Origin of the sequence: Pseudomonas sp. Irchel 3H7, assembly GCF_900187605.1 — a bacterium.
In the GTDB taxonomy this organism is placed as follows: domain Bacteria; phylum Pseudomonadota; class Gammaproteobacteria; order Pseudomonadales; family Pseudomonadaceae; genus Aquipseudomonas.
In genome coordinates this window covers 163,331-184,764 of sequence record NZ_FYEA01000001.1, presented here as the reverse complement: position 1 = coordinate 184,764, position 21,434 = coordinate 163,331, and the positions used below count along the sequence as shown (strand labels likewise).

Sequence of the window (21,434 nt, the reverse complement as noted above, 5' to 3'; positions counted from 1 at the left end):
GGATGAGTTTCGCGAGTGACAATCCGGTAGTCTTACCAGCCTCGTGTTGAATGAGCACTCTGCTCGATTCGGGCTTTATTGATTTATTTGGCAGTGACATCGGCCTGGCCGTTTTTTTGCCGTGCGCGTTTTCCGTGTGCGGTTTTTTCAGATGTGGGGATGTTTCTTTGGCAGTCAGTAATCTCGATATGCATGCTTTGTTCGTGTTGGGTGATTTGCGTGCAAAGCTGGTCAAGTTGTTCCAGTCGCGTTTTGTTTACATCACCGAGCAGAACGCCGAAGGCATTTACGTGGCCGAGATCGACACCGAAAGCGCCTTGGTGGTTGATGACAAGCCGGGGCTCAAGCTCAAGGTCGGCGATCATTTCAGTGCATCGGTCTTGCCCAGCCGTGAAGGCGGCAAGATGGATATCCGTTTTCGCGAAATCAAACTCACGGTCTATGGACTGGGCGATTACGCTTTCGTCGAGACCGCTGACGGGCACGCGATCCTGTTCAAGGAAGGCCACAGCGTGGTGACCGTGTTCGCCGCTCATCAGCAATTGCAGGAAGGCCTGACCAAAACGCTGAAAGCCGTGACCGCCAAAGCCGCCAAGTGGCGCAAGGGCGAACTGGTGACGTTCAAGGCCAGCGAGTGAGCCGCGCGGATTTCCATTCGCAGAACCTCGACACTGCACGCGAGGAGGCCCAGCGTTTGTTCGCCGCCAAGGCTGAGCTGCAAGGCGCCTGGCTGAATTGGCTGGCTGCGCAGATCTACCAGTTGCGCCCTGCGGAATACGCCAGCATGGTCAGACGCGAGCTGCAACGCTTGCAGGAAAAGTCTGATTGATAACCTCGTCCGCAGCATGACCCGGAAAAAGCAGGAACCTCGGCTACAGTCAGTTGACTGAGTATTCAGAGGCTTGCGGTCTTCTGTCAGGCCATCCTGCCATTGCTGTGAACAGCACGAGGTGCAATGCATGAACGGATTTCGACGGTTATTGGCCGCCAGCGTGGCCACGTTCGGTTTGCTGACATCAGCGCCATCGGTGATGGCCGCCCAGGCGCCGATCCATTTTGCCGACCTGAACTGGGAAAGTGGCAGCCTGATTACCGATGTCCTGCGGATCATCGTCGAGAAGGGCTATGGTTTGCCGACCGACACCTTGCCTGGCACCACCATCACGCTGGAAACCGCACTGGCCAACAATGACATCCAGGTCATTGGCGAGGAGTGGGCCGGGCGCAGTCCAGTGTGGGTCAAGGCCGAGGCCGAAGGCAAAGTCGTCAGCCTGGGCGATACCGTCAAGGGCGCTACCGAGGGCTGGTGGGTGCCGGAGTACGTGATCAAGGGCGATCCGGCCAAAGGCATCAAGCCGCTGGCACCGGAGCTGCGCAGTGTCAGTGATCTGAAAAAGTACAAGGACGTGTTCAAGGATCCGGAAACCCCGGGCAAGGGGCGCTTCCTCAACAGCCCGATCGGCTGGACCTCGGAAGTGGTCAACAAGCAGAAGTTGACGGCTTATGGGTTGCAGGACGATTACACCAATTTCCGCAGTGGTTCGGGCGCGGCGCTGGATGCCGAGATCAGCTCTTCGATTCGTCGCGGCAAACCGGTGCTGTTTTACTACTGGTCACCGACGCCGCTGCTAGGCAAATTCAAACTGGTGCAGCTGGAAGAGCCGCCGTTTGATGCCGAGGCGTGGAAGACGCTGACTGATGCTGATAATCCCAATCCAAAACCGACCCGTTCGCTGGCGTCGAAGCTGTCGATTGGCGTGTCTACGCCGTTCCAGAAGCAATATCCGCAGATTGCCGAGTTCTTCAGCAAAGTGGACTTTCCGATTGAGCCGTTGAACAAGGCGTTGGCGGACATGAGCGAGAAGCACACCGCGCCGCGGGATGCGGCCGTGGCATTCATGAAGGCGCACCCGGACGTGTGGCAGGCCTGGTTGCCGAAGGATGTGGCGGAGAAAGTTTCGGCTGATTTGAAATAGAGGCTGATGCGGCTGGCCTCATCGCGAGCAGGCGAAGGCCTACATTTGGAAAGCATTCCCCTGTAGGCCTTCGCCTGCTCGCGATGCTTTTAAAACTTCATCTGCACCGCCAGTTCGAAGGTGCGCGGTGTGCCCAGGTAATACGCCGGCGAAACATGCGCAAACTCGGCATACACCTCATTGGTCAGATTACGCACGCGCCCGGTCACGGTGGTGTGCGAATCAACCTTGTAGCTGAGGAAGCTGCCGAACAAGGTGTACGACGGCACCGTCATGGTGTTGGCCGTGTCCGCATACACCGACGCCACATATCGTGCATCAACCCCACCTTGCCATTGCGGCGAAAAGTCATACGTCAGCCACAGATTACCGACTCGATCCGGCACGTTGGTCGGCGTGTTGCCCTTGCGCGACACCACCACCCCGGCGGCATTCTTTTCGGTGAAATCATCGTACTGCGCATCGACCCAGGCGAAGTTACCTTCGGCCAATAATTTGTCGGTGATCCGCAGCGAACTGGCGATTTCGATGCCTTTTGACGTTTGCTGGCCGACCGGAATGCTGGTGGTCGGGTCCAGCGGATCGGTCACCGCGAAGTCCTTTCGCTCAATGGTGTAGGCGGCAATCGTCGCCGAGCCACGCCCATTCAGATAATCGAATTTGCTGCCAATCTCCCACTGTTTGCCGGTCGAAACGTCGAAGTCCTGCGTACCGTTCGGCTGCTCGGCGGCGGTGCTGTATTGCACGTAGACGTTGGCCGATGGAATGAATTGGTAGGTCAGGCCGGCGCGGCCGGTGACCGGCTCCCAACTGCGTTTGAGGTGCTTGGGATTGGCAGCGGTCACGGTGCGATGGTTGGTCACGTCGAGATCAATGTCGTCATAACGCAGACCGGTGAGCAGCGACAGCTTGTCGGTCAACGCCAGCCGGTTTTCCACGAACAGCGCTTTGGTGGTGACCTCGTTGGTCTTGTCGCTGATCAGTTTGGGGTTGGTGCCCGGGATGTCGTAGAAGTGCCCCGGACGATAGTTGTTCGGATCGACCGTGCTCGCGCCTTTGACGTTCAGTGGCGAGTTGGTGGTCTGGTTGACCTTGTATTCGAAGCCCCCCGACCACGTCGTGTCGAGACCGAAAAGCGTGTTGTCGTGGCGCAGTTCGAACTGGTTGCCGTTCTGCTCGCCCTGATGGCGTACCTGATAGGCAGTCGAACGGTTCACCGCCGTGTTGTCGGCGTTGTACTGGTAGGTTTCGAGGTTGCGGTAATCGCGCTGGCTGTCGAGGTGATACAGCGTGTTGCGCAGGGTGGTGCTGTCGTTGATCCGGTAGTCGATGATCGAGCGCACCCAAATTGTCCGCTGCTCGTAGCGACCGTCCTCGACGTTGTAGTTGTTGAAGCGATTGTGTTTATCGATTTTCAACTCGCCGGCCTTGGGATTGAGTACGGGCGTGCCCCAGTACGGACTGTCTTCGTGTTCGTCCTGATATTCCAGCGCCAACGTGTGCGACAGGTCGGGCGTGAGATCGCTGAGCAGTGAGAACGCCACGCTCCAGGCATCGCGCTCCTGGCGGTCGATGTAGCCGTTGCTGGTGTTGTGGCTGACGTCGAGTCGCGCGTAGTGCTGCACGTCGGCGCTTGGGTCAGTCAGGGCATGGTTAAGGCCGAACGCGGTTTCGGTGGTGTCGTAGGTGCCGTAGCTGATCCGGCCTTCAACGGCCTGTTCATCGCGGGTGGCCAGTTTGGTTACGTAGTTCAGCGAGCCGCCAACCGAGCCCGCGCCGTTGATCAGCGATGACGGGCCGCCGACCAGTTCCACACGATCATAGATCCACGAATCGACAGGCCGCGCGAGGCCGCCGGAAACGTTGATGCCGTTGAACATCTGGGTGATCTGGCTGCTGGTGAAGCCGCGATAGGAAACGAAACCGCCAAATCCCGGCGGCGCACTGGCGTTGACCCCGGGCAAGGTGTTGGCGGCGTCCTGGAAGTTCTGCGCGCCATGGCGTTCGATATCGTTGCGCTTGGCGATGGCCACCGAGGCGGGTGTGTCGCGCACGCTCAAGCCGAGGCGCGAGGCCATGCCGCTGGATTGGTCGAGGCTCAGGCCCGGTTCCGCGCCGGACTCGCCATCGATGGTGATTGGCGCCAGATCCACGGTGGATTGCGCCCAGACGTTAACGGACAGGCAGCCGCATAGGCTCGCCAGCAAAGTGAGTTGTTTCATCATTTGAATCCTGAATGCTTGTCTAGGAGTCAGCGCACAGGTGAACGCCGCACGTTGGCGCAGTGGGCTGACAAATCAAAAAGGCAAAGACACTCAGGCGAGCGGTGGGGCGCGAGGGTTGGCTGAAGGCCAGGTGAAGCGGGCAGGGAGGTCGGCGCTGACGATGGGCGCCAGCGGCGGACTGTGGTGTTCGGGCAGGATCGCCAGCGTGAGGCTGGAGTTGAATGCTGGGCCCATGCCACCGCCGACCGAGCACAGCGGACAGCCAAATGCCTTGGACAGGGTGGGCAGTTGTTCTTCGGTGGGGTTGCTGGCGAGCGGCGCTTGAGTGGCCGGGTCGACTGTACAGAACTGGCCGCCGATACCGTTGAGCTGCATGCCGACCATTTGTCCGTGACCGATGCTGCAGGCGAACACGTTGAACAGGACGCAGCAATAGAGCATCCAGGCCAGCAGTGAGCGATCGGAACGGGAGAATTTCATGGGGCGGCACTTTACCGTACCGCTGATCGGTCGTGCACTTGAAAAAAATCCGACTAGGATGATTTGTTCAAATCCCTTTCCAAGGATTTCAACCATGACCTTTGTGTTGGCTCAATGGCTGGTGACAACGTTTGCGGTGATCGCCTTGATGCACGTGTATTGGGCGCTGGGCGGGCAGTGGGCGGCTGCGGTGGTGGTGCCGCAGGTGCCGGTGCGCGGATTTGTCGCAACGGTGCGGCCGGCGTTCAAGCCGTCAGGCTGGCTCACGTTGATTGTGGCGGCGGCATTGTTGGTGATTGCGGCGTTGGTGTGTATGCGGGTGGGCTGGGGCATGCCGGCGGTGACGCACAAGGCGTTGCAATGGGTGATCAGCGCGATTGCGCTGTTGATGTTTGCCCGGGCGATTGGTGATTCGAATCTGGTCGGTTTTTTCAAGGAAGTGAAGGATTCGCGGTTTGCGCGGCTGGATACCTGGGTGTATTCGCCGTTGTGTGCGGTGTTGGGGGCGGGGTTGTTGGCGGTGGCTTGGGTCTAGAAAAGCAAGATCAAAAGATCGCAGCCTTCGGCAACTCCTACAGGGGGGAGCGCATTCCAATGTAGGAGCTGCCGAAGGCTGCGATCTTGTAACGGTTCAGCTACCGCTCTCGGTGCGGCGGCTGCTTACCTCGGCCGGCACATCATCCCCGGCCATGCGCTTGCGGAACAACGCCGCCCGCGCCAGCAGCAAGGTCGTCACCGGCACAGTGATCGCCAGCAAAATCGGAATCAGCCAGGCATGTATCACCGGCCCGGATTTCAGCGCCGAGAAGCAGATGATCGACGCCAACGCCACACACCACGCCCCCAGCGTTGAGGCCAGTGCCGGCGGGTGCATGCGCTGGAAGTAATCCTTCATGCGCAATAACCCGATTGCACCAATCAGCGCGAACAGACCGCTGAGCACCAGCAGGATCGCCACCGGAATCTCGATCCATAGCGACAATTCAGTATTCATTCGATCACCTCGCCACGCAGCAGGAACTTCGCCAGGGCAAACGAGCCGACGAAGCCGAACAGCGCAATCAGCAGCGCCGCTTCGAAGTAAGTGTCACTGGAATAACGAATACCCAGGGTCAGCATCATCAACATCGCGACGATGTACAGGTAATCCAGCGCCAGGACTCGATCCTGTGCCGACGGGCCTTTGAACAAACGCACCAGCGTCAGCACCATGGCCAGCGAGAACAGGAACAGCGTCAGCAGGATGGCGTTCGACAGTAATGGGCTCATTCGAAAATCTCCATCAACGGCCGCTCGTAGGTGGACTTGAAGTGCTCGATGAATTGCGCTTCATCATCCAGATCCCAGACGTGCAACAACAGAATGCTGCGATCCAGCGACAGTTCCGACCAAACCGTGCCGGGCACCACCGTGCAGATCATTGCCAGGGTCGCGAGGCCATGGGCATCGCGCAGGTCGAGCGGCACTTTGACAAAGCCCGAGCGCAGCGGGCGACGACCGGCGTTGAGCACGCCCCACGCGACAATCAGGTTGGACACCACCACGTCGCGACCGACGAGGAAGAACAGGCGCAGGATTGTCCCGGGGCGGCGAATGCGTACCTGTTTCGGACGCAGTTTGCGCATCATCAACGGTGCAGCAAAACCCAGCATCGCGCCGAGCAGCAGATTGCCCGGGCTGATCGACAGGTTCAGGGTCAGCCACAGAACGCACAATGCCAACGACAACAACGGTGCAGGAAACACGCGCTTCATGGCTGCACCTCCAGCATCGCCGATTTGGCTTCCGGACTCGGAACAGCGCGGGTGCCGAGCACCGCCATGACGTATTGCTGCGGGTTGTTCAGCGCCTCGGCGGTAGCTTGGGTGTAGCGCAGCAGCGGTTCAGCCTTAAAGGTCAGGACGATACTCAGCCCCAGCAACAGGAAGATCGGCGCACATTCGAGTTTGCGCAGCAGCGGCGAAGGGCGCTCCTCCGGCGTCCAGAAGCGCTGGATGCCGAGGCGCGAGAACGCCATCAACGACGCGAGGCCGGTGAGGATCAGCAGCGCCAGCAACGCCCATGCAGCGATGGAAATCGGCGCAGCGGTGCCCAGGCCCAGCGGATTGAGCAATGCGCCGATCAGGCTGAGTTTGCCGATGAAGCCAGACAGCGGCGGCATACCGATGATCAGCAGCGCACAAGCAATAAAGCTCAGGCCGAGAAACGCCATGGTCCACGGAATGACCTGACCGACCACGGCTTTCTGCTCGTCATCGAGGTTGATGCCTTTGGGTGGTTGCAGGGATTCCTGCGGGCGCGGCAGCAGTTCGCTTTCATCCTCTAGCGGGATCTCATTGGCGGAACGAGAACGTTCGATCAGCTCGGCCAGCAGGAACAGCGCGCTCAATGCCAGCGTTGAGCTGACCAGATAGAACAGCGCTGCGCCGATCAGATTCGGTTGGGCGAAGCCTACGGCGGACAACAGGATACCGGCCGACACCAGAATGCTCAGGCTGGCCATGCGCTCCAGGCGTTGCGCGGCGAGAATCGCCAGCGCCGCGCAGGCCATGGTCGCCATGCCGCCGTAGATCAGCCAGTCGCCACCGAAGAATGCCGAGGCTCCGGCTTGCCCTGAGAACAGAAGGGTCCACAGGCGCAGCAGGGTGTAGACGCCAACCTTGGTCATGATCGCGAACATCGCCGCGACCGGCGCACTGGCCGAGGAGTAGGCCGGCACCAGCCAGAAGTTCAGCGGCCACATACCGGCCTTGGCCAGGAACGCGACGGCGAGAATCCCGGCGCCGGCATGCAGCAAGCCACGGTCAGCTTCCGGCACCAGCGGAATCTTCAGCGCCAGATCGGCCATGTTCAACGTGCCCGTGACGCCGTAGATAAGTGCCGCGCCAATCAAAAACAGCGAAGAGGCCAGCAGATTGATCGAGATGTAATGCAGCCCCGACGAGACCCGCGCCCGACCCGATCCATGCAACAGCAAGCCATAAGACGCGGCCAGCAGCACTTCGAAGAACACGAACAGGTTGAACAGATCCGCCGTCAGGAATGCGCCGTACAGGCCCATCAATTGAATCTGGAACAAGGCGTGGAAGCTCGAACCGGCGCCATCCCAACGTGCCATGGCGAAGAGCAGGGCGCTGACGCCGATGATCCCGGTCAGCACCAGCATCAGCGCCGACAGCCGATCGACTACCAGCACGATGCCGAATGGCGCCTGCCAGTTGCCCGGCAGGTACACGCCGATGGAACCGGGTACGCCAGTGGTTTGCGTCCACTGCAGCAACAGCACCGAAATGAACAGACCGACGACGCTGGAGAACAGGTTGATTTTCGCCTTCAGCGGTCGGTGCCGCTCGCCGAGCATCAGCATGATGGCGGCGGTCAGCAGCGGCAACAGAATCGGTGCTGCGATCAGGTGAGTCATTGCCATCATTCTTTAGGCTCCCGGCCGTCGACATGGTCGGTGCCGGTCAGGCCGCGCGAGGCGAGCAGCACGACGAGGAACAGCGCGGTCATGGCAAAGCTGATGACGATCGCGGTGAGTACCAGGGCCTGTGGCAGCGGGTCGGTGTAGTGCAGCAAATCCTGGGTGACGCCGTCCTTGATCACCGGCTCCTTGCCGATGAACAGGCTGCCCATACTGAAGATGAACAGATTGACGCCATACGACAGCAGGCACAGGCCCATGACCACCTGGAACGTCCGTGGCCGCAGGATCAGCCAGACGCCGGACGCGGCGAGCACGCCGATGGCGATTGCGATGACTTCTTCCATCAGACGGCTCCTTTGCTGGCGACGGACTTGGGCAGCGATGCGGTCTTGTGGCCCCGCACCGATTGGTGGGCGAGGGCGGTGAGGATCAACAGCGTCGAACCAACCACCACGCCGTACACGCCGATATCGAAGAACAATGCGCTGGCGATATGGATGTCCCCCAGCACTGGCAAGCTGAAATGCCAGGTGTGGGTGGTCAGGAACGGATAACCGACGACCATCGCCCCGAGGCCGGTAGCGGTGGCAAACAGCAACCCGGTGCCCATCCAGCGCAGTGGCCGCAGGCTCATTTGCGCCTCGACCCACTGTGTACCGGCGACCATGTATTGCAGGATGAACGCCACCGACATCACCAGACCGGCGACAAAGCCGCCACCCGGTTGGTTGTGCCCGCGCATGAACAGGTAGAACGACACCACCAGCGCAATCGGCAGCAACAGGCGCACCAGCACGGCCGGCACCATCATGAAGCCGAGCGCGGTGTCGCTCGCCGAGCGCGGGTTGACCAGATCGGTGACCACGTCCGGCGCCAGCAAGCGTTGCTGGGCAGGCAGTTGCAGGCTTTCTTTCGGTGGGCGGAAACGCCGTAGCAGGGCGAATACGGTCAGCGCCACGGCGACCAGCACGGTGATTTCGCCGAGTGTGTCGAAGCCGCGGAAGTCCACGAGCATCACGTTGACCACGTTGCTGCCGCCGCCCTCAGGCATGGCGCGGCTGAGGTAGAACGAAGAGATATCGTTCGGCGTCTGCCGCGTCAGCATGGCGTAGGACAGCAGCGCCATGCCGCCACCGACGGCAATCGACAGCAGCAAGTCGCGCAGACGACGAATGCGTGCCTTGCGCAGGCTGCTTGGCAGTGGCGAGACTTCTTCGATACGGCGTGGCAACCAGCGCAGACCGAGCAGGATCAGCACGGTGGTGACCACTTCGACTGCCAGTTGCGTCAGCGCCAGATCCGGTGCGGAGAACCAGACGAAGGTGACGCAGGTCATCAAGCCGCAGACGCTGACCATGGTCAAAGCAGCGAGACGGTGATACTTGGCCTGCCACGCGGCGCCGAGGGCACAGGCAATCGCCAGCAGCCACAGGGTGACAAAGACGATGGAGCCGGGAATCTTTGGCCGGTCGCCCCAGCTCAGGCTGCTGTGCAACATCGGGATCAGGCCGGCGAGCACCGCCGCCAATACCATCAGGAACAATTGCATCTGCAGACGCTTGGTGCCGAGTCGCCGCTCCAGACGTCGGGCCAGGCGCATCATCACCACGAGACTGCGTTCGAACAGGCGCTTGCCGTTGAAGCGGCCAACCAACGGCGGGTATTTGAAGCGTCCGCGCTTGAGCTGATTGCGCAGCAACAGATAGACAATGATGCCGCCGGACATGGCGATCAGGCTCATGATCATCGGTGCGTTCAGGCCGTGCCAGATCGCCAGGCTGTATTCCGGCAGTTCGCCGCCGACGACGGGCAATGCCGCTGCCGCTAGCAATGGACCGACGATCTGCGCCGGGAAAATCCCCACCAGCAAGCAGGTGAATACCAGCAATTCCACCGGCGCACGCATCCAGCGCGGCGGCTCGTGCGGAGTGTGCGGCAGGTCGGTAGCCGGTGGACCGAAGAACACATCGACGGTAAAGCGCAGCGAGTAGGCAACGCTGAACGTACCGGCAATGGTCGCGACAATCGGCAGTGCCGCTTCGACCCACGCCGTGGCGTTGATGAACACGGTTTCAGCGAAGAACATTTCTTTCGACAGAAAGCCGTTAAGCAGCGGCACACCCGCCATCGAGGCACTGGCCACCATGGCCAGCGTTGCGGTGAACGGAATCAGTTTGATCAGGCCGCTGAGTTTGCGGATGTCACGGGTGCCGCTTTCGTGGTCGATGATGCCCGCAGCCATGAACAGCGAGGCTTTGAATGTCGCATGGTTGAGGATGTGGAATACCGCCGCCACGGCAGCCAGTGGACTGTTCAGGCCCAGCAACAATGTGATCAGGCCGAGGTGGCTGATGGTCGAGTAAGCGAGCAGACCTTTGAGATCGTTCTGGAACATCGCGCAATACGCACCGAGCAACAGCGTACAGGCGCCAGCCCCGCTGACGATGTAGAACCATTCTTCGCTGCCGGACAACGACGGCCACAGGCGTGCGAGCAGAAAAACCCCGGCCTTGACCATGGTGGCCGAGTGCAGATAAGCCGAAACCGGTGTCGGCGCCGCCATCGCGTGCGGTAGCCAGAAATGGAAAGGGAACTGGGCGCTTTTGCTGAGTGCGCCGATAAGAATCAGAGGAAGGAGAATCGGGTAGAGGGCGTGTGCACGAATCATGTCGCCGGCGGCCAAGACCTTGTCGAGGTCATAGCTGCCGACGACATGGCCGAGAATCATGACCCCCGCCAACAGGCATAGTCCGCCGGCACCGGTGACCATCAACGCCATATAAGCGCCGCGACGGGCGTCGGCGCGGTGGTGCCAATAGCCGATCAACAGGAACGAGAAGAGGCTGGTCAGCTCCCAGAAGAACACGATCTGAATCAGGTTGCCGGAGATCACCAGGCCCAGCATGGCGCCCATGAACGCCAGAAAGAACGCGAAGAAACGCGGCACCGGATCGTCCGGCGACATGTAATAACGGGCATATAAAGAGACGAGGGTGCCGATGCCCAGCACCAGCATCGAGAACAGCCAGGCGAAGCCATCCATGCGCAGAACGAAGTTCAGACCGAGGCTGGGCAGCCACATGAATTCTTCGCGGATCACGCCGCCGTGGGCAATTTGCGGGTACAACATCGCGACCTGGACGGTGCCGATCAAAGCGACCAGACCTGCCAACAGGGATTCGGTATTACGCGCGTTGTGAGGCAGCACCGCTGCCAGACAGCTGCCAATGAATGGCAGAAGCAGTAGAACTATCAGGGACATAGGCTTCTAATCTGCGGAAGTTTGTGAAGCATCATACGTGCCAGCTCCCTGATCACCAAACGCCAGGATGTCTCAGAATCCTACAAAGTAGTCTGGAATTTTCTGTTTGGCATTGTTTCAGGTGAAGGGACGGCGCCTGTGATGGCCCCATCGCGAGCAGGCTCACTCCTACAGGGGAACGCGTTTGTAGGAGTGAGCCTGCTCGCGATAGCTATAGCCCAGGCACTAAGGACATTGCAGATTAACCTTGGGTTTCCCGCGCCTGCTCAGCGTCGGCTTCTGCTTCGGCAACCTTACCCTTGGTCTTCAATTCACTGACAATCACCGCCGCCACAATCAACCCCGCGCCCACCAGCGCAATCGCTGGCAACCGCTCCCCGGCAATCCGCCCGACGATCCCGGCCCATACCGGCTCGCCCGCATAGATCAACGTCGCCCGGGTTGGCGAGACACTTTTCTGCGCCCAGTTCATCGCCACCTGAATCGCCGCACTCGCCGCGCCCAACCCCAGGGCGGTCACCAGCAGCGTCCAGGAGAAATCCGGAATCATTTCCCCGGTAGGCACCACCAGCAGGAACGACAGCACCGATGTGGTTGCCAATTGCACGACAGTCACTCGGCGCACATCGACCTGACCGGCATAGGTGCTGATCAAAATGATTTCGGCGGCGATGGCGATAGCGCTGATCAGCGTGGCGATTTCGCCAGGGCTGAAATTCAGCGCTGCGCCGGACGGGCCTGACAGCAGCATCAAACCGGTGAACGCTAACATGATGCCAATACTCGGCATCAAGCCCGGACGACGCCCGAGCACCAGCCACTGCAGCAACGGCACGAACGGCACATACAACGCGGTGATGAACGCCGACTGACTGCTCGGGATCGTTTGCAGACCGACCGTCTGCAAGCCATAACCGAGCATGATCGCCACGCCGATGAAGGCGCCGGCCTTGAGTTCAAACAGGGTCAGTTCGCGCAGATGACGCCATGAGAACAGCGCGACGATAGCCGCCGCAGCGGCGAAGCGCAGACCGACAAAAAACATCGGGCCGCTGACGGTCATCGCGTGCTGAACCAGCAGGAAGGTACCGCCCCAGATCATGGTGATCAGCACCAGCACGCACTCGGCTTTGCTGAAACGAGAGAAACGGAGAGGAGTGGAGGAGCTGTTCTGCGACGTCATGACCTTGCGCACTTTAAAAAGGAGGCCGCACAATGCGCCCAACGTTGCGCAGTATACTGCCCAACCTCACCGAGTGAGCAATATAGTGCACAAAGATTCAACGCAACGGGCGTCCGTTCTGCAACACGTCAGCCTGAATGTGCGGCGTCTACGGCATGCCGCCGATATGAGCCAGACCGCGCTGGCAGAAAAGTCCGGGGTCAGCCGGCGCATGCTGGTGGCGATCGAGGCGGGTGAAAAAAATGTCAGCCTGACCACTCTTGATCGCGTTGCCGAAGCGCTGGATGTCGCGTTCAGCGATCTGATTCAAGCGCCGGATGCCCGCGACCCGAGCCGCATCAACGAGGTGGCCTGGGCAGGAACCCACCCGGGCAGCAAAGCGGTGTTGCTCTCCAAAGCCACGGCGACTCGTGAAGTCGAGCAATGGGAATGGTGTCTGCAACCGGGTGAGGTCTACCCGTCGCAAGCAGATGCCGAGGGCTGGAGCGAGCAGATTTTCGTCTTTGCAGGCTGCCTTACCCTGATGCTCGGGGATCAGCCGCAGCACATCGGCACCGGTGAGTTTTTTATGTTTGCCAGCAACCAGCCGCATTCCTATCGCAACGATGGCGAGGTTGCGGCGCGGTTTGTGCGCAATGTGGTGATTTGAATGAGTCAGAGCGCAGACATCCTGATTATCGGTGGTGGCCTCAGCGGCACGATGCTGGCGGTGCAATTGCTACGTCTGCCTGGCCGGCGCAAGGTCCTGATCATTGAGCCGCGTGCGGAACTGGGACGGGGCGAGGCGTACAGCGCGGTCGAGTTGGGACACACGCTCAACGGCAACGCCGCACGTATGAGCGTCGATCCGGATAATCCTGATGATCTGACGCAATGGCTGACCGAGCACATTGCCGGCGGTGGCTGGCCTGAATCGGCCGAGCAGGACGTGCCGGTCAGCGAACTGTTTGCGCCGCGTGGATTGTTCGGCGTCTATGTGCAGCAGCGTCTGGCCGAGGCCCGTAAAGTCGGGGCGCAGACTGGCTCAAGCGTTGAGCACATTCGTGCGGAAGTCGTCGACCTGCAAGTCGATGCCGGTTCGGTGCAGCTCACGCTGAGCAATGGTCAGGCACTGCGCGGTGGCTACGGGGTTTTGGCGACCGGAATGTTCCCTGCCGCGCGAACCCCGCAGAAAACCTCCAGCGGCCTCAACGCCGCCGCGCTTGATCCGTGGGATGTCGCGGCGATGCGTCAACTCGACCCGCAATCGACCGTGTTGATCATCGGCTCTGGCCTGACCATGGTCGATGCCCTGGTGTCGCTGGAGCAGGCCGGGCATCGCGGGCCAATTGAAGTGTTTTCCCGGCACGGCTTGTTGCCCCATGTGCGCCGACAGCCACCGGGCTGGATCGATTTTCTCAGCGACGATCACAGTATTCGCACGCCTCGGCAGTTATTGCGCGAATTACGCCGGCATTGCCGGGCAGCCATCGCGCAAGGCATCGATTGGCAGGCGCCACTGGACACGGTTCGGGTGCATATCGCTCGTTTGTGGAGTCAGGCGACTGACACGCAGCGTCGACAATTCGTACGGCATGTACGGCCGTGGTGGGAAAGTCATCACCACCGTTCGCCGCCGTTGAGTGCGGCGCTGGTTGAGCGTCTTTATAAAGAAGGGCGATTGCGTATTCAGGCAGCTTCGTTCAAAGGGCTTGAGACAAGTCCGGACGGTGGCGTCCGTATTCGCATTCGGCGGCGCGGTGAGTCGCAAACCTGCGTGGTGCAAGGCGCCGCATTGATCAATTCCAGCGGTATCGAATACGACTGGCGCCGAGTGGCGCGACCGTTGCCGCAGCAACTGCTGGCGCGCGGTCTGGTGCGGTCGGGGCCGTTGGCGTTGGGGATTGCGGCGGCAATCGATGGCGCGGTGCTGGATGCCGAGGGATGTGCGGCTGAGCAGTTGTTTGCTATGGGGCCGCCATTGCGCGGGATGTGGTGGGAGAGTACGGCGGTGACGGATGTGGCATTGCAGGCCAAGGCTTTGGCATTGCGCCTGTCAGGCCTTGGTTGAGGCAGTTCTGCTTGTAGTACACCGCGACATGAATTTTCGAAGAGGCGATTTCTCAAGTATTCAATTGAAGGGATGCATAGAAATCATCCACCGGTTTTTGTTGGAAGTGCACGGTATCGAGAAATTTATGAAGTTGGCTGAAGTCCAGTTCATTGCACTGTTGCTGTGCGCGTTGGAGAAAGCCTGGCAGGATTGCATAGCTGTCTTCCATGATCTTCAAGGCTTTGCAAAATACATCAGCGTTTCCCCAATTAATTATTATCTGCCGTTTCTGTATTTCGCTTCTATTGCTCTTGGGTAATGGCTGGTTTGCAATAATCATCAGGAACGATTTGGGGCCTGCTTCAAGATCGGGCGCAAACCCTTTTTTTGCATAATGCGGAATGTGATTGATGTCGCAGTAATCGTTAACAAAGCGATAGTAGACGGCAAGTTCAAGCAGCATTGATTTCAGTGATCGGTAACATTGCTGGGGTAGGGGCTTGAGTTGTTGGCAGGCTCTAAGAATGAATATGAAAAAACACCCGGTATTCAGTTGAGCAACATAGCGGTATTGCTCCATGGTGGGTAAGTCCGTTCCCTCGCTGAGCAAGGTGTCGAGGTACTGGCCGATGTGCAATTCCTCCAGGCTATCGAGGCCTGCTTGAACCAATGTCATGCGTCCTGATTCACTGAGCGATTTCAACCCTTGAATGTAACCATACATGCCTGAAATCAGTGCTGCGGCCACTCCGTATCTGACCCACACGGAGTCGGCTCCACGACGAATCCGGTCTTGATCGATAATGTCATCGTGTATCAGCGAGGCCGTGTTGAAACGTTCGACACAGTCACAAATTATTCGGGTTTTATCGGAAGAGAGTCGATATACATTCGCCAAGGCCCGTGTCAGGTCTGTTCTGACCTTCATGCCCGCATGCTGCTCCTGATACTCGAACGCAACAACCCAGCTTTTTTTGGCAGCCGCATATTGCTCAGGGTTTGAAGGAAACATGGCAGTTTACTCCCGGTGTCAATCAGAGCGGCGTTTGAATACCTGGTTGCCAGGGTGTCACAGTCAACGTCTCTAGAAAGTAGCGTAAAGAGTGTTGGGTGTTTGGTTTTTTTAGGACTTATTAATTATAAAGTTTTCGCGATTGCGTTCTATATCAGGTTGGCCGTGATAGTCGATGGACGGTAAAACGGAGAGTTGAAACCTTGTTTTGCTGAGCTAGGGTTAGTGGGACTGTCTGAGCTCGCTGCGCCTGGAACAATGTTGTTTCTCTAATATGACGTTATGTTTATTCCGGTCTTCTTCAGCACGCTGCGTGATATTTCACTCGATAATCATGGAGTTGCCGCATGAGTTACTCACTGCCACCGGCCTTGCAATTGATTGATGTCGCACCAAGTCCTATGGCCGACCAGGCCGAACAACAGACGCGTGCCTGGCTTGAAAGTCTGGGGCTGACAGATTCCGAACGGGCGATACACCAGTTGGATATTTATCTACCAGGCAAATACGCTGCCTTCATGTGGCCCCATGCGAACGCGCAAACGCTGAATGTACTCTCTGATCTGACCGGGTGGTTCAGTTGTCAGGATGATTTGGCCGATGAGGATCTGAGTTGCTCTCCTGATGCTTTGGAGAGGGCGTTGCGACAAGTGCACGAAGTTGCGAGCGAGCGTGGCGCAGGTCAGTGCGCAGGACTGCCCGGGGGATTGAGAGACATTATACGTCGCGCAGGGGCGTCAATGCCTGAGCAGTGGGTACGAAGAACACTGGATCAATACAGCAGCTATCTGTTTTGCTGCGTCAGTGCTTCGACGCATCGCCTCGGCGGAACCCAGCCTGGACTGGCCGATTATGAAAGTGTGTGGCGCAATGCCGGAGGTTTTCAGGTGTGCTTTGAGTTTACGTACTTTGCCCATCAGATAAATCTTCCCGCAACGGTTTATTACTGTTCGCTATGGCAGGAATTGCGCAGGCTATCACTGAATTTAATGAAAGCGGTCAACGATGTGCTGTCGTTCTGCATCTTGGCTAATCCAGATGAGGACGTTTACAACCTCCTGACTCACCTTCGACATCATCATGGACTGAGTCCGGATCAGGCAGCGACTGAAGTGAATCAGAGAATTGAGGTGTGGATGCGACAGTTTCTCGAACTGCAGTCGCGACTACCCGACGAGCTTGATCAAATTGGGTGTGAAACCGACGTGCGCGAGCAAGCATTGCGCTGCGCCGAGGCATTCAGAGTGCAATGGCTTGGCAACGTCGGCTGGCATCTGTCGGTACCGCGCTATCGGGAAATACGTTTCAGGCCAAATTGAACAGGTCGAACCGCCACGAAGACCCGAAGCATCATCTTCGGATCTTCATGCTTGTAGGTTACGCCACCACTCGATAGCACGGCACATACGCCGCGCCACCCGGCAGTTTCATCCGGTGCTGGGCGACGAAGGCTTTGAGTAGGGCATCGAGCGGTTGCATGATCGCGGCGTCACCACGGATCTGGTACGGCCCGTGTTCTTCGATCAGGCGAATGCCCTTGTCCTTGACGTTGCCGGCGACGATACCGGAGAACGCCCGGCGCAGGTTGGCCGCCAGTTCATGCGGTGGCTGGTCGCGGTGCAGTTTCAGATTCGCCATGTTTTCGTGGGTCGGATCGAACGGACGCTGGAAGCCTTCGTCGATTTTCAGCAGCCAGTTGAAATGGAACGCATCGTTGCGCTCGCGGCGGAACTGCTTCACTGCTTTCAGGCCTTGGGTCATCTGCCGCGCCACTTCGGCCGGGTCGTCGATGATGATCTCGTAGTGCTGCTTGGCCGCTTCGCCGAGAGTGGCGATGACGAAGGCGTCGAGCTGTTCCAGATACGGCGCGGCGTGCTTCGGCCCGGTGAGGATCACCGGGAACGGTAGCCCTTTATTGTCCGGGTGCATCAGGATGCCCAGCAGGTAGAGGAATTCTTCTGCCGTACCGGCGCCGCCCGGGAAAATGATGATGCCGTGGCCAACGCGCACGAAGGCTTCCAGACGTTTTTCGATGTCCGGCAGGATCACCAATTCGTTGACGATCGGGTTCGGCGCTTCGGCGGCGATGATGCCCGGCTCGGTCAAACCCAGATAACGCCCGCCATGAATACGCTGTTTGGCGTGAGCGATGGTCGCGCCTTTCATCGGGCCTTTCATCACGCCGGGGCCGCAACCGGTGCAAATGTCGAGGCTGCGCAGACCCAGTTCGTGGCCGACTTTCTTGGTGTATTTGTATTCTTCGGTGTTGATCGAGTGGCCGCCCCAGCACACGACGATTTTCGGCTCGACGCCCGGGCGCAGGGTGCGCGCGTTGCGCAGCAGGTGGAAAACGTAGTCGCTGATACCTTGCGAGGTGCTCAGGTCGATACGTTGGCTGTCGAGTTCGTTTTCGGTGTAGACAATGTCGCGCAGGGCGCTGAAGAGCATTTCGCGGGTGCTGGCGATCATTTCGCCGTCGACGAACGCGTCGGCCGGAGCGTTCAGCAGCTCCAGGCGTACGCCGCGATCCTGCTGGTGAATGCGGATTTCGAAGTCCTTGTAGGCTTCGAGGATGGTCTTGGCGTTATCGACATGGGCGCCGGTGTTGAGGATGGCCAGGGCGCACTGGCGGAAGAGGGTGTAGGTGCTGCCGGATCCGGCTTCGCTCAGTTGCTGAACTTCACGTTGAGAAAGGGTTTCCAGGCTGCCTTTCGGGCTGACCGAGGCATTGATTACGTGTCGTTGGGTCATGCAATGATCCTTAAAACGATGTCATCACGAAGCTGAGCAATGGCATCCGAATAGTGTGTATCCATGAATGAAGATGGCACGATCTGCGCTATACCGCCATGTCCCCGTTGGACGCTGAAAAGATGAAAAGGAGCCCCAGCATAGCTAAATCCGCGGTAGAGGCGATAATGCGCCGGCCGGTTTTTTCAGTTAGCCCTTTTGTCGCTCAAGGAAGTCATTTGTGATGTTCGAGATTCAGCCGATGGATGCCGCCACTTTTCGCCAGCAGACGCGACGCAGCACGATCATCATCGCCGTGCTGTTCCTGGTGCTGGCGATGCTGTTTTCCAGCGTGGCCGTGGCGCTGTTTGGCGAGCCTGGCGGCGATAACCTGCGCTTCAATGTCGGTGGGGTGTTTGTGGCATTTCTGCTGACGGCTGCGTTATTGCGCGGGCGTTTCTGGAATCAGAGCTGGATGGCGCCAGCCGTGTACAGCTGGCGACTCAAGCGCAACCTGATGAGCATCACCAATGTGATGCATCAGGTCACGGCGGCGGTGGAGCAGAACGATGCGACGGCCATGAAAGTGCTGCGTTTCTATCATCTTGGGTTGACGCAGATGCATGAACTGGACGGTAACTCCAGCGATCATGGGCAGCTGTGGCGCGAAGTCGAGGCGCACAAGGAGCGGATGCAGGCGCTGGGACTCGACACCGAGCAGACGCGCCTGGATCCGGCCTGGCTCGAAGCCTTAAAGCCGACGTCGCGCTGATTACAGCGCTCGGCGCAACTTCCACGAACGGATCAAGCGGCCATACACCAACAGGTTGGTCGCCAGCACCACGCTGCCGAGCGCCAGTTGAATCTGCGGGGTGAGCCCGGCCGGGTAGATGATCGGCCAGATGTAATGTTCGATGAAGCCGCCGGCGTATTCAGTCTGCCCGGCAGCGTGGCGCATGAGATTTTCCCAGTAGGTCAGCGGGCAGGTCAGGTGCAACACCTCGACCGCCACGCCCCAGGCGGCAGCCGGCAAATGCAGCCACATCAAACGTGGCCATTTGAGCACCAGCAGCCCGCCAAACAGCACGAACAGAATGAAGCACAAATGAAACAGCACCAGCCCGTCGGCTGCGATTCGGTACAGCATGTCGTCTCCCTGACGCGATTGTGAATGGCGCTATGTTACGCCGCTCAGGGCATTAGAGGTCAGTGCGAAAATCAGCGAATTGCGCGCGCATCCGGCCGATTTCCCACAAGTGCGCAAGATTGTTCAAGCCAAAAAGACGAAATGGCTGGCACAGTCTGCGACCGTTTTCCTGGTTGAAGAACGTTTATGTCTGACTCACTTATGCCGCGCAGTGCGTTTCTTCGCGGCGCGGCGGCGATCATGCCATTGTCTCTGGCCACCGCGCCGTGGGGACTGCTGGCCGGTTCCATGGCGATTGAAGCTAACCTCACGCCGTTGCAAGGCCAAGGCTTGTCGAGCATCGTGTTTGCCGGTGCGGCGCAATTGGTCGCGATCGGCATGCTCAAGGGCGGCGCGGGGATTTTCTCGATTTTGTTGACCACGCTGCTGCTGACGTCGCAGCACTTGCTGTATGGCATGAGCATGCGTTCGGTGATTTCGCCGCTGCCGGGGCGCTGGCGCATAGGGCTAGGTTTTTTGCTCACTGATGAGTTGTTCGCGTTGACCAGTCAGCATGATCGCCAGCAATTCAATCGCTGGTATGCGCTGGGCGTCGGCCTGACGTTCTACATCGCCTGGAATCTGTTCACTCTGGCCGGCATTGTCCTCGGCAGCAGCATTCCGGGGCTTGAGCACCTGGGGCTGGATTTCTCGATTGCCGCCACGTTTATCGCGTTGATCACGCCGGTGGTGCGTAACGTACCGACGGTGGTGTGTGTAGCGGTGTCGCTGTTTTGTTCGGTGCTGTTCAGTTACTGGCAATGGGGTTCGGCGCTGGTTTTGTCCGGATTGGCCGGAATGACTGCCGGGTTTATCTGCAACAAGCTGTATCGGGAGCGCACATGATGGTTTGGGCGGTGATTTTTGGCATGGGGATTCTGGTGTTTCTCAATCGCTACGTGTTTCTCGAGCCGCGATTGCCCGTGCGTTTGAGCAGCAATGCGCGGCAGTTTCTCGGGTTTGCGGTACCGGGGATGTTGACCGCTATCTGTGGGCCAATTGTCTTCATGCCGGACAAACAGCTGAATCTGCAGTGGGATAATCCGTATTTGCTTAGTTCGCTGGTGGCGATCGCACTGGTGATATACACGCGCAATACTTTGCTCAGCATGCTGTTGAGCATGGCGTTCTTCTTTTTGCTGCGCTGGTGGTTGTAAGTTGTCTGTTCTACGCTTCAGGGATGCAGGTTTACTGATAACGGGAGGTGCACATGGCGACTGAGCAGAAGCTTCCGGAGACGGATGAGCAAGAGACGGATGAGCCGACTGAAGAGGAAATAGAGCGGGAGAAGCATAAGGAACAAACCTGGAAGCACGATGACGGCAGAGAGCTTTCAGACCCCGATCGCAAGTTTTGAGTGATTTCTACGAAAAAGCCCCGCAAACGCAGGGCTTTTTTACGGTTTCAAAGATCGTCCAACTGCGTGAAATCGGGGTGTGTGGCCCGATATCCCAAGGTTCGATCAATCCACGCATTCAGCTCGTTGACCATCACCGGCGCGTGGCCGGGATACCCTTCAAGTGTGGTGCGCAGGACGCGTTCGATATCGGGTACGGCACGCAGGTTTCGGGTCTTGATGTAGTGGCCGATAAAACAGTCGAGTTCAAAGCGTTCTGTCATCGACAGATAAATACACTCCAGGTCGCTGACCTGTTTGATTGCAAAATCGTCGCGCAACTTATTTCTCTGCAAGGCTTGTAGACGTTAGGGGATTCCTGGTTTGTTGACTCTTTGGTCAACTGGTATACCAAATGGAAATGCGGCGCGCATGCTATCCGTAGTGCATCTAAATGTATGTATGACGGTTGAAATGTCAGACAGGCGGTTAGTTCATTCGAACGTGTGTTTTATGTGCGCCGTCTCAAAAATGAAACAGGGTTTGTAACGGCAGTGATTCGCTTTATGAGTTGCTAAAATTTGC

General features: G+C 58.6%; 24 protein-coding genes. 11 read left to right on the top strand and 13 right to left on the bottom strand.

Going from position 1 to position 21,434, the window contains the following annotated elements; genetic code table 11:
- Positions 1 to 167: 167 nt before the first annotated feature.
- From CKW38_RS00815 to CKW38_RS00805, 3 genes are all read left to right on the top strand, one after another.
- On the top strand, positions 168 to 638 hold the full coding sequence (locus CKW38_RS00815; RefSeq protein ID WP_038366424.1) for a hypothetical protein: 471 nt from the start codon (positions 168 to 170) through the stop codon (positions 636 to 638).
- Positions 635 to 829: a hypothetical protein gene (locus tag CKW38_RS00810; protein WP_007910742.1), complete on the top strand. Its 195-nt coding sequence runs from the start codon at positions 635 to 637 to the stop codon at positions 827 to 829. The genes CKW38_RS00815 and CKW38_RS00810 overlap by 4 nt, the downstream gene beginning before the upstream one ends.
- 130 nt (positions 830 to 959) lie before the next feature.
- On the top strand, positions 960 to 1,976 hold the full coding sequence (locus CKW38_RS00805) for an ABC transporter substrate-binding protein (protein WP_007910744.1): 1,017 nt from the start codon (positions 960 to 962) through the stop codon (positions 1,974 to 1,976).
- 89 nt (positions 1,977 to 2,065) lie between these two features.
- Here the strand turns inward: CKW38_RS00805 and CKW38_RS00800 are convergent, their stop codons facing one another.
- Positions 2,066 to 4,198 (bottom strand): TonB-dependent siderophore receptor, encoded by a 2,133-nt coding sequence (locus CKW38_RS00800; protein ID WP_095111514.1) that lies wholly within the window; start codon positions 4,196 to 4,198, stop codon positions 2,066 to 2,068.
- 93 nt (positions 4,199 to 4,291) lie between these two features.
- Positions 4,292 to 4,681 carry a DUF2946 domain-containing protein gene (locus CKW38_RS00795; RefSeq protein WP_095111513.1) on the bottom strand — a complete coding sequence of 130 codons (390 nt, stop codon included), beginning with the start codon at positions 4,679 to 4,681 and terminating at the stop codon, positions 4,292 to 4,294.
- 94 nt (positions 4,682 to 4,775) lie between these two features.
- On the opposite strand from CKW38_RS00795, the gene CKW38_RS00790 reads away from it, so the two are divergent.
- Complete coding sequence (locus CKW38_RS00790; RefSeq protein WP_007910751.1) at positions 4,776 to 5,216, top strand: DUF3995 domain-containing protein; 441 nt, start codon at positions 4,776 to 4,778, stop codon at positions 5,214 to 5,216.
- A 96-nt stretch (positions 5,217 to 5,312) separates the two neighbouring features.
- On the opposite strand, the gene CKW38_RS00785 is transcribed toward CKW38_RS00790, so the two are convergent.
- From CKW38_RS00785 to CKW38_RS00755, 7 genes are all read right to left on the bottom strand, one after another.
- Positions 5,313 to 5,675, bottom strand: coding sequence for a Na+/H+ antiporter subunit G (locus CKW38_RS00785; protein ID WP_095111512.1), 363 nt, complete (start codon positions 5,673 to 5,675; stop codon positions 5,313 to 5,315).
- Positions 5,672 to 5,950 carry a K+/H+ antiporter subunit F gene (locus CKW38_RS00780; protein ID WP_007910754.1) on the bottom strand — a complete coding sequence of 93 codons (279 nt, stop codon included), beginning with the start codon at positions 5,948 to 5,950 and terminating at the stop codon, positions 5,672 to 5,674. The genes CKW38_RS00785 and CKW38_RS00780 overlap by 4 nt, the downstream gene beginning before the upstream one ends.
- Positions 5,947 to 6,435, bottom strand: a complete 489-nt coding sequence (locus CKW38_RS00775) for a Na+/H+ antiporter subunit E (protein ID WP_095111511.1) — start codon at positions 6,433 to 6,435, stop codon at positions 5,947 to 5,949. Before CKW38_RS00775 ends, CKW38_RS00780 begins: the two co-directional genes overlap by 4 nt.
- Positions 6,432 to 8,111: a monovalent cation/H+ antiporter subunit D gene (locus CKW38_RS00770; protein WP_007910761.1), complete on the bottom strand. Its 1,680-nt coding sequence runs from the start codon at positions 8,109 to 8,111 to the stop codon at positions 6,432 to 6,434. The genes CKW38_RS00775 and CKW38_RS00770 overlap by 4 nt, the downstream gene beginning before the upstream one ends.
- Positions 8,108 to 8,452, bottom strand: coding sequence for a Na+/H+ antiporter subunit C (locus CKW38_RS00765; protein WP_007910763.1), 345 nt, complete (start codon positions 8,450 to 8,452; stop codon positions 8,108 to 8,110). Before CKW38_RS00765 ends, CKW38_RS00770 begins: the two co-directional genes overlap by 4 nt.
- A complete protein-coding gene (locus CKW38_RS00760; protein ID WP_007910764.1) occupies positions 8,452 to 11,370 on the bottom strand; it encodes a monovalent cation/H+ antiporter subunit A in 2,919 nt (972 codons plus the stop codon). The genes CKW38_RS00765 and CKW38_RS00760 overlap by 1 nt, the downstream gene beginning before the upstream one ends.
- Positions 11,371 to 11,611: 241 nt before the next feature.
- Complete coding sequence (locus CKW38_RS00755; RefSeq protein WP_095111510.1) at positions 11,612 to 12,553, bottom strand: DMT family transporter; 942 nt, start codon at positions 12,551 to 12,553, stop codon at positions 11,612 to 11,614.
- 85 nt (positions 12,554 to 12,638) lie between these two features.
- Between CKW38_RS00755 and CKW38_RS00750 the strand changes: the two genes are divergently transcribed.
- Both CKW38_RS00750 and CKW38_RS00745 read left to right on the top strand, forming a co-directional pair.
- Complete coding sequence (locus tag CKW38_RS00750) at positions 12,639 to 13,202, top strand: helix-turn-helix domain-containing protein (protein ID WP_007910768.1); 564 nt, start codon at positions 12,639 to 12,641, stop codon at positions 13,200 to 13,202.
- A complete protein-coding gene (locus CKW38_RS00745; protein WP_095111509.1) occupies positions 13,203 to 14,603 on the top strand; it encodes an FAD/NAD(P)-binding protein in 1,401 nt (466 codons plus the stop codon).
- 52 nt (positions 14,604 to 14,655) lie between these two features.
- Here the strand turns inward: CKW38_RS00745 and CKW38_RS00740 are convergent, their stop codons facing one another.
- The gene (locus CKW38_RS00740; protein WP_095111508.1) at positions 14,656 to 15,597 is read right to left on the bottom strand and encodes a polyprenyl synthetase family protein; all 942 of its coding nucleotides are present in this window, start codon (positions 15,595 to 15,597) and stop codon (positions 14,656 to 14,658) included.
- Between the two features lie 347 nt (positions 15,598 to 15,944).
- Here CKW38_RS00740 and CKW38_RS00735 point away from each other — a divergent pair, with 347 nt between their 5' ends.
- Complete coding sequence (locus CKW38_RS00735) at positions 15,945 to 16,916, top strand: hypothetical protein (RefSeq protein WP_221178395.1); 972 nt, start codon at positions 15,945 to 15,947, stop codon at positions 16,914 to 16,916.
- A gap of 58 nt (positions 16,917 to 16,974) precedes the next feature.
- Here CKW38_RS00735 and ppnN read toward each other — a convergent pair whose 3' ends face one another.
- Positions 16,975 to 18,348 (bottom strand): nucleotide 5'-monophosphate nucleosidase PpnN, encoded by a 1,374-nt coding sequence (gene ppnN, locus CKW38_RS00730; protein WP_007910770.1) that lies wholly within the window; start codon positions 18,346 to 18,348, stop codon positions 16,975 to 16,977.
- Positions 18,349 to 18,571: 223 nt separating this feature from the next.
- Here ppnN and CKW38_RS00725 point away from each other — a divergent pair, with 223 nt between their 5' ends.
- Positions 18,572 to 19,099 (top strand): DUF3087 domain-containing protein, encoded by a 528-nt coding sequence (locus CKW38_RS00725; RefSeq protein WP_095111507.1) that lies wholly within the window; start codon positions 18,572 to 18,574, stop codon positions 19,097 to 19,099.
- Here CKW38_RS00725 and CKW38_RS00720 read toward each other — a convergent pair whose 3' ends face one another.
- Positions 19,100 to 19,474: a DUF2784 domain-containing protein gene (locus CKW38_RS00720; protein WP_095111506.1), complete on the bottom strand. Its 375-nt coding sequence runs from the start codon at positions 19,472 to 19,474 to the stop codon at positions 19,100 to 19,102. It lies immediately after the preceding gene.
- 186 nt (positions 19,475 to 19,660) lie between these two features.
- On the opposite strand from CKW38_RS00720, the gene CKW38_RS00715 reads away from it, so the two are divergent.
- The 3 genes from CKW38_RS00715 to CKW38_RS30105 are packed head-to-tail and all read left to right on the top strand — an operon-like array spanning position 19,661 to position 20,870.
- The gene (locus CKW38_RS00715; RefSeq protein WP_016983007.1) at positions 19,661 to 20,359 is read left to right on the top strand and encodes an AzlC family ABC transporter permease; all 699 of its coding nucleotides are present in this window, start codon (positions 19,661 to 19,663) and stop codon (positions 20,357 to 20,359) included.
- Complete coding sequence (locus tag CKW38_RS00710) at positions 20,359 to 20,670, top strand: AzlD domain-containing protein (RefSeq protein WP_176472272.1); 312 nt, start codon at positions 20,359 to 20,361, stop codon at positions 20,668 to 20,670. The genes CKW38_RS00715 and CKW38_RS00710 overlap by 1 nt, the downstream gene beginning before the upstream one ends.
- Positions 20,671 to 20,723: 53 nt before the next feature.
- Entirely contained in the window at positions 20,724 to 20,870 is a 147-nt protein-coding gene (locus tag CKW38_RS30105) for a hypothetical protein (protein ID WP_007910783.1), read from the top strand.
- Between the two features lie 47 nt (positions 20,871 to 20,917).
- Here the strand turns inward: CKW38_RS30105 and CKW38_RS00705 are convergent, their stop codons facing one another.
- Positions 20,918 to 21,190, bottom strand: coding sequence for a hypothetical protein (locus CKW38_RS00705; RefSeq protein WP_007910785.1), 273 nt, complete (start codon positions 21,188 to 21,190; stop codon positions 20,918 to 20,920).
- Between the last annotated feature and the right edge of the window lie 244 nt (positions 21,191 to 21,434).

Bases quoted from the DNA above. Each gene is read 5' to 3' on its own strand.
- CKW38_RS00800 (WP_095111514.1), bottom strand. From the start codon at position 4,198: ATGAAACAACTCACTTTGCTGGCGAGCCTATGCGGCTGCCTGTCCGTT.
- CKW38_RS00710 (WP_176472272.1), top strand. From the start codon at position 20,359: ATGGTTTGGGCGGTGATTTTTGGCATGGGGATTCTGGTGTTTCTCAAT.
- CKW38_RS00735 (WP_221178395.1), top strand. From the start codon at position 15,945: ATGAGTTACTCACTGCCACCGGCCTTGCAATTGATTGATGTCGCACCA.
- CKW38_RS00725 (WP_095111507.1), top strand. From the start codon at position 18,572: ATGTTCGAGATTCAGCCGATGGATGCCGCCACTTTTCGCCAGCAGACG.
- ppnN (WP_007910770.1), bottom strand. From the start codon at position 18,348: ATGACCCAACGACACGTAATCAATGCCTCGGTCAGCCCGAAAGGCAGC.
- CKW38_RS00745 (WP_095111509.1), top strand. From the start codon at position 13,203: ATGAGTCAGAGCGCAGACATCCTGATTATCGGTGGTGGCCTCAGCGGC.
- CKW38_RS00770 (WP_007910761.1), bottom strand. From the start codon at position 8,111: ATGATGGCAATGACTCACCTGATCGCAGCACCGATTCTGTTGCCGCTG.
- CKW38_RS00805 (WP_007910744.1), top strand. From the start codon at position 960: ATGAACGGATTTCGACGGTTATTGGCCGCCAGCGTGGCCACGTTCGGT.
- CKW38_RS00765 (WP_007910763.1), bottom strand. From the start codon at position 8,452: ATGGAAGAAGTCATCGCAATCGCCATCGGCGTGCTCGCCGCGTCCGGC.
- CKW38_RS00775 (WP_095111511.1), bottom strand. From the start codon at position 6,435: ATGAAGCGCGTGTTTCCTGCACCGTTGTTGTCGTTGGCATTGTGCGTT.
- CKW38_RS00755 (WP_095111510.1), bottom strand. From the start codon at position 12,553: ATGACGTCGCAGAACAGCTCCTCCACTCCTCTCCGTTTCTCTCGTTTC.
- CKW38_RS00740 (WP_095111508.1), bottom strand. From the start codon at position 15,597: ATGTTTCCTTCAAACCCTGAGCAATATGCGGCTGCCAAAAAAAGCTGG.
- CKW38_RS00715 (WP_016983007.1), top strand. From the start codon at position 19,661: ATGTCTGACTCACTTATGCCGCGCAGTGCGTTTCTTCGCGGCGCGGCG.
- CKW38_RS00780 (WP_007910754.1), bottom strand. From the start codon at position 5,950: ATGAGCCCATTACTGTCGAACGCCATCCTGCTGACGCTGTTCCTGTTC.
- CKW38_RS00760 (WP_007910764.1), bottom strand. From the start codon at position 11,370: ATGTCCCTGATAGTTCTACTGCTTCTGCCATTCATTGGCAGCTGTCTG.
- CKW38_RS00790 (WP_007910751.1), top strand. From the start codon at position 4,776: ATGACCTTTGTGTTGGCTCAATGGCTGGTGACAACGTTTGCGGTGATC.
- CKW38_RS00720 (WP_095111506.1), bottom strand. From the start codon at position 19,474: ATGCTGTACCGAATCGCAGCCGACGGGCTGGTGCTGTTTCATTTGTGC.
- CKW38_RS00785 (WP_095111512.1), bottom strand. From the start codon at position 5,675: ATGAATACTGAATTGTCGCTATGGATCGAGATTCCGGTGGCGATCCTG.
- CKW38_RS30105 (WP_007910783.1), top strand. From the start codon at position 20,724: ATGGCGACTGAGCAGAAGCTTCCGGAGACGGATGAGCAAGAGACGGAT.
- CKW38_RS00795 (WP_095111513.1), bottom strand. From the start codon at position 4,681: ATGAAATTCTCCCGTTCCGATCGCTCACTGCTGGCCTGGATGCTCTAT.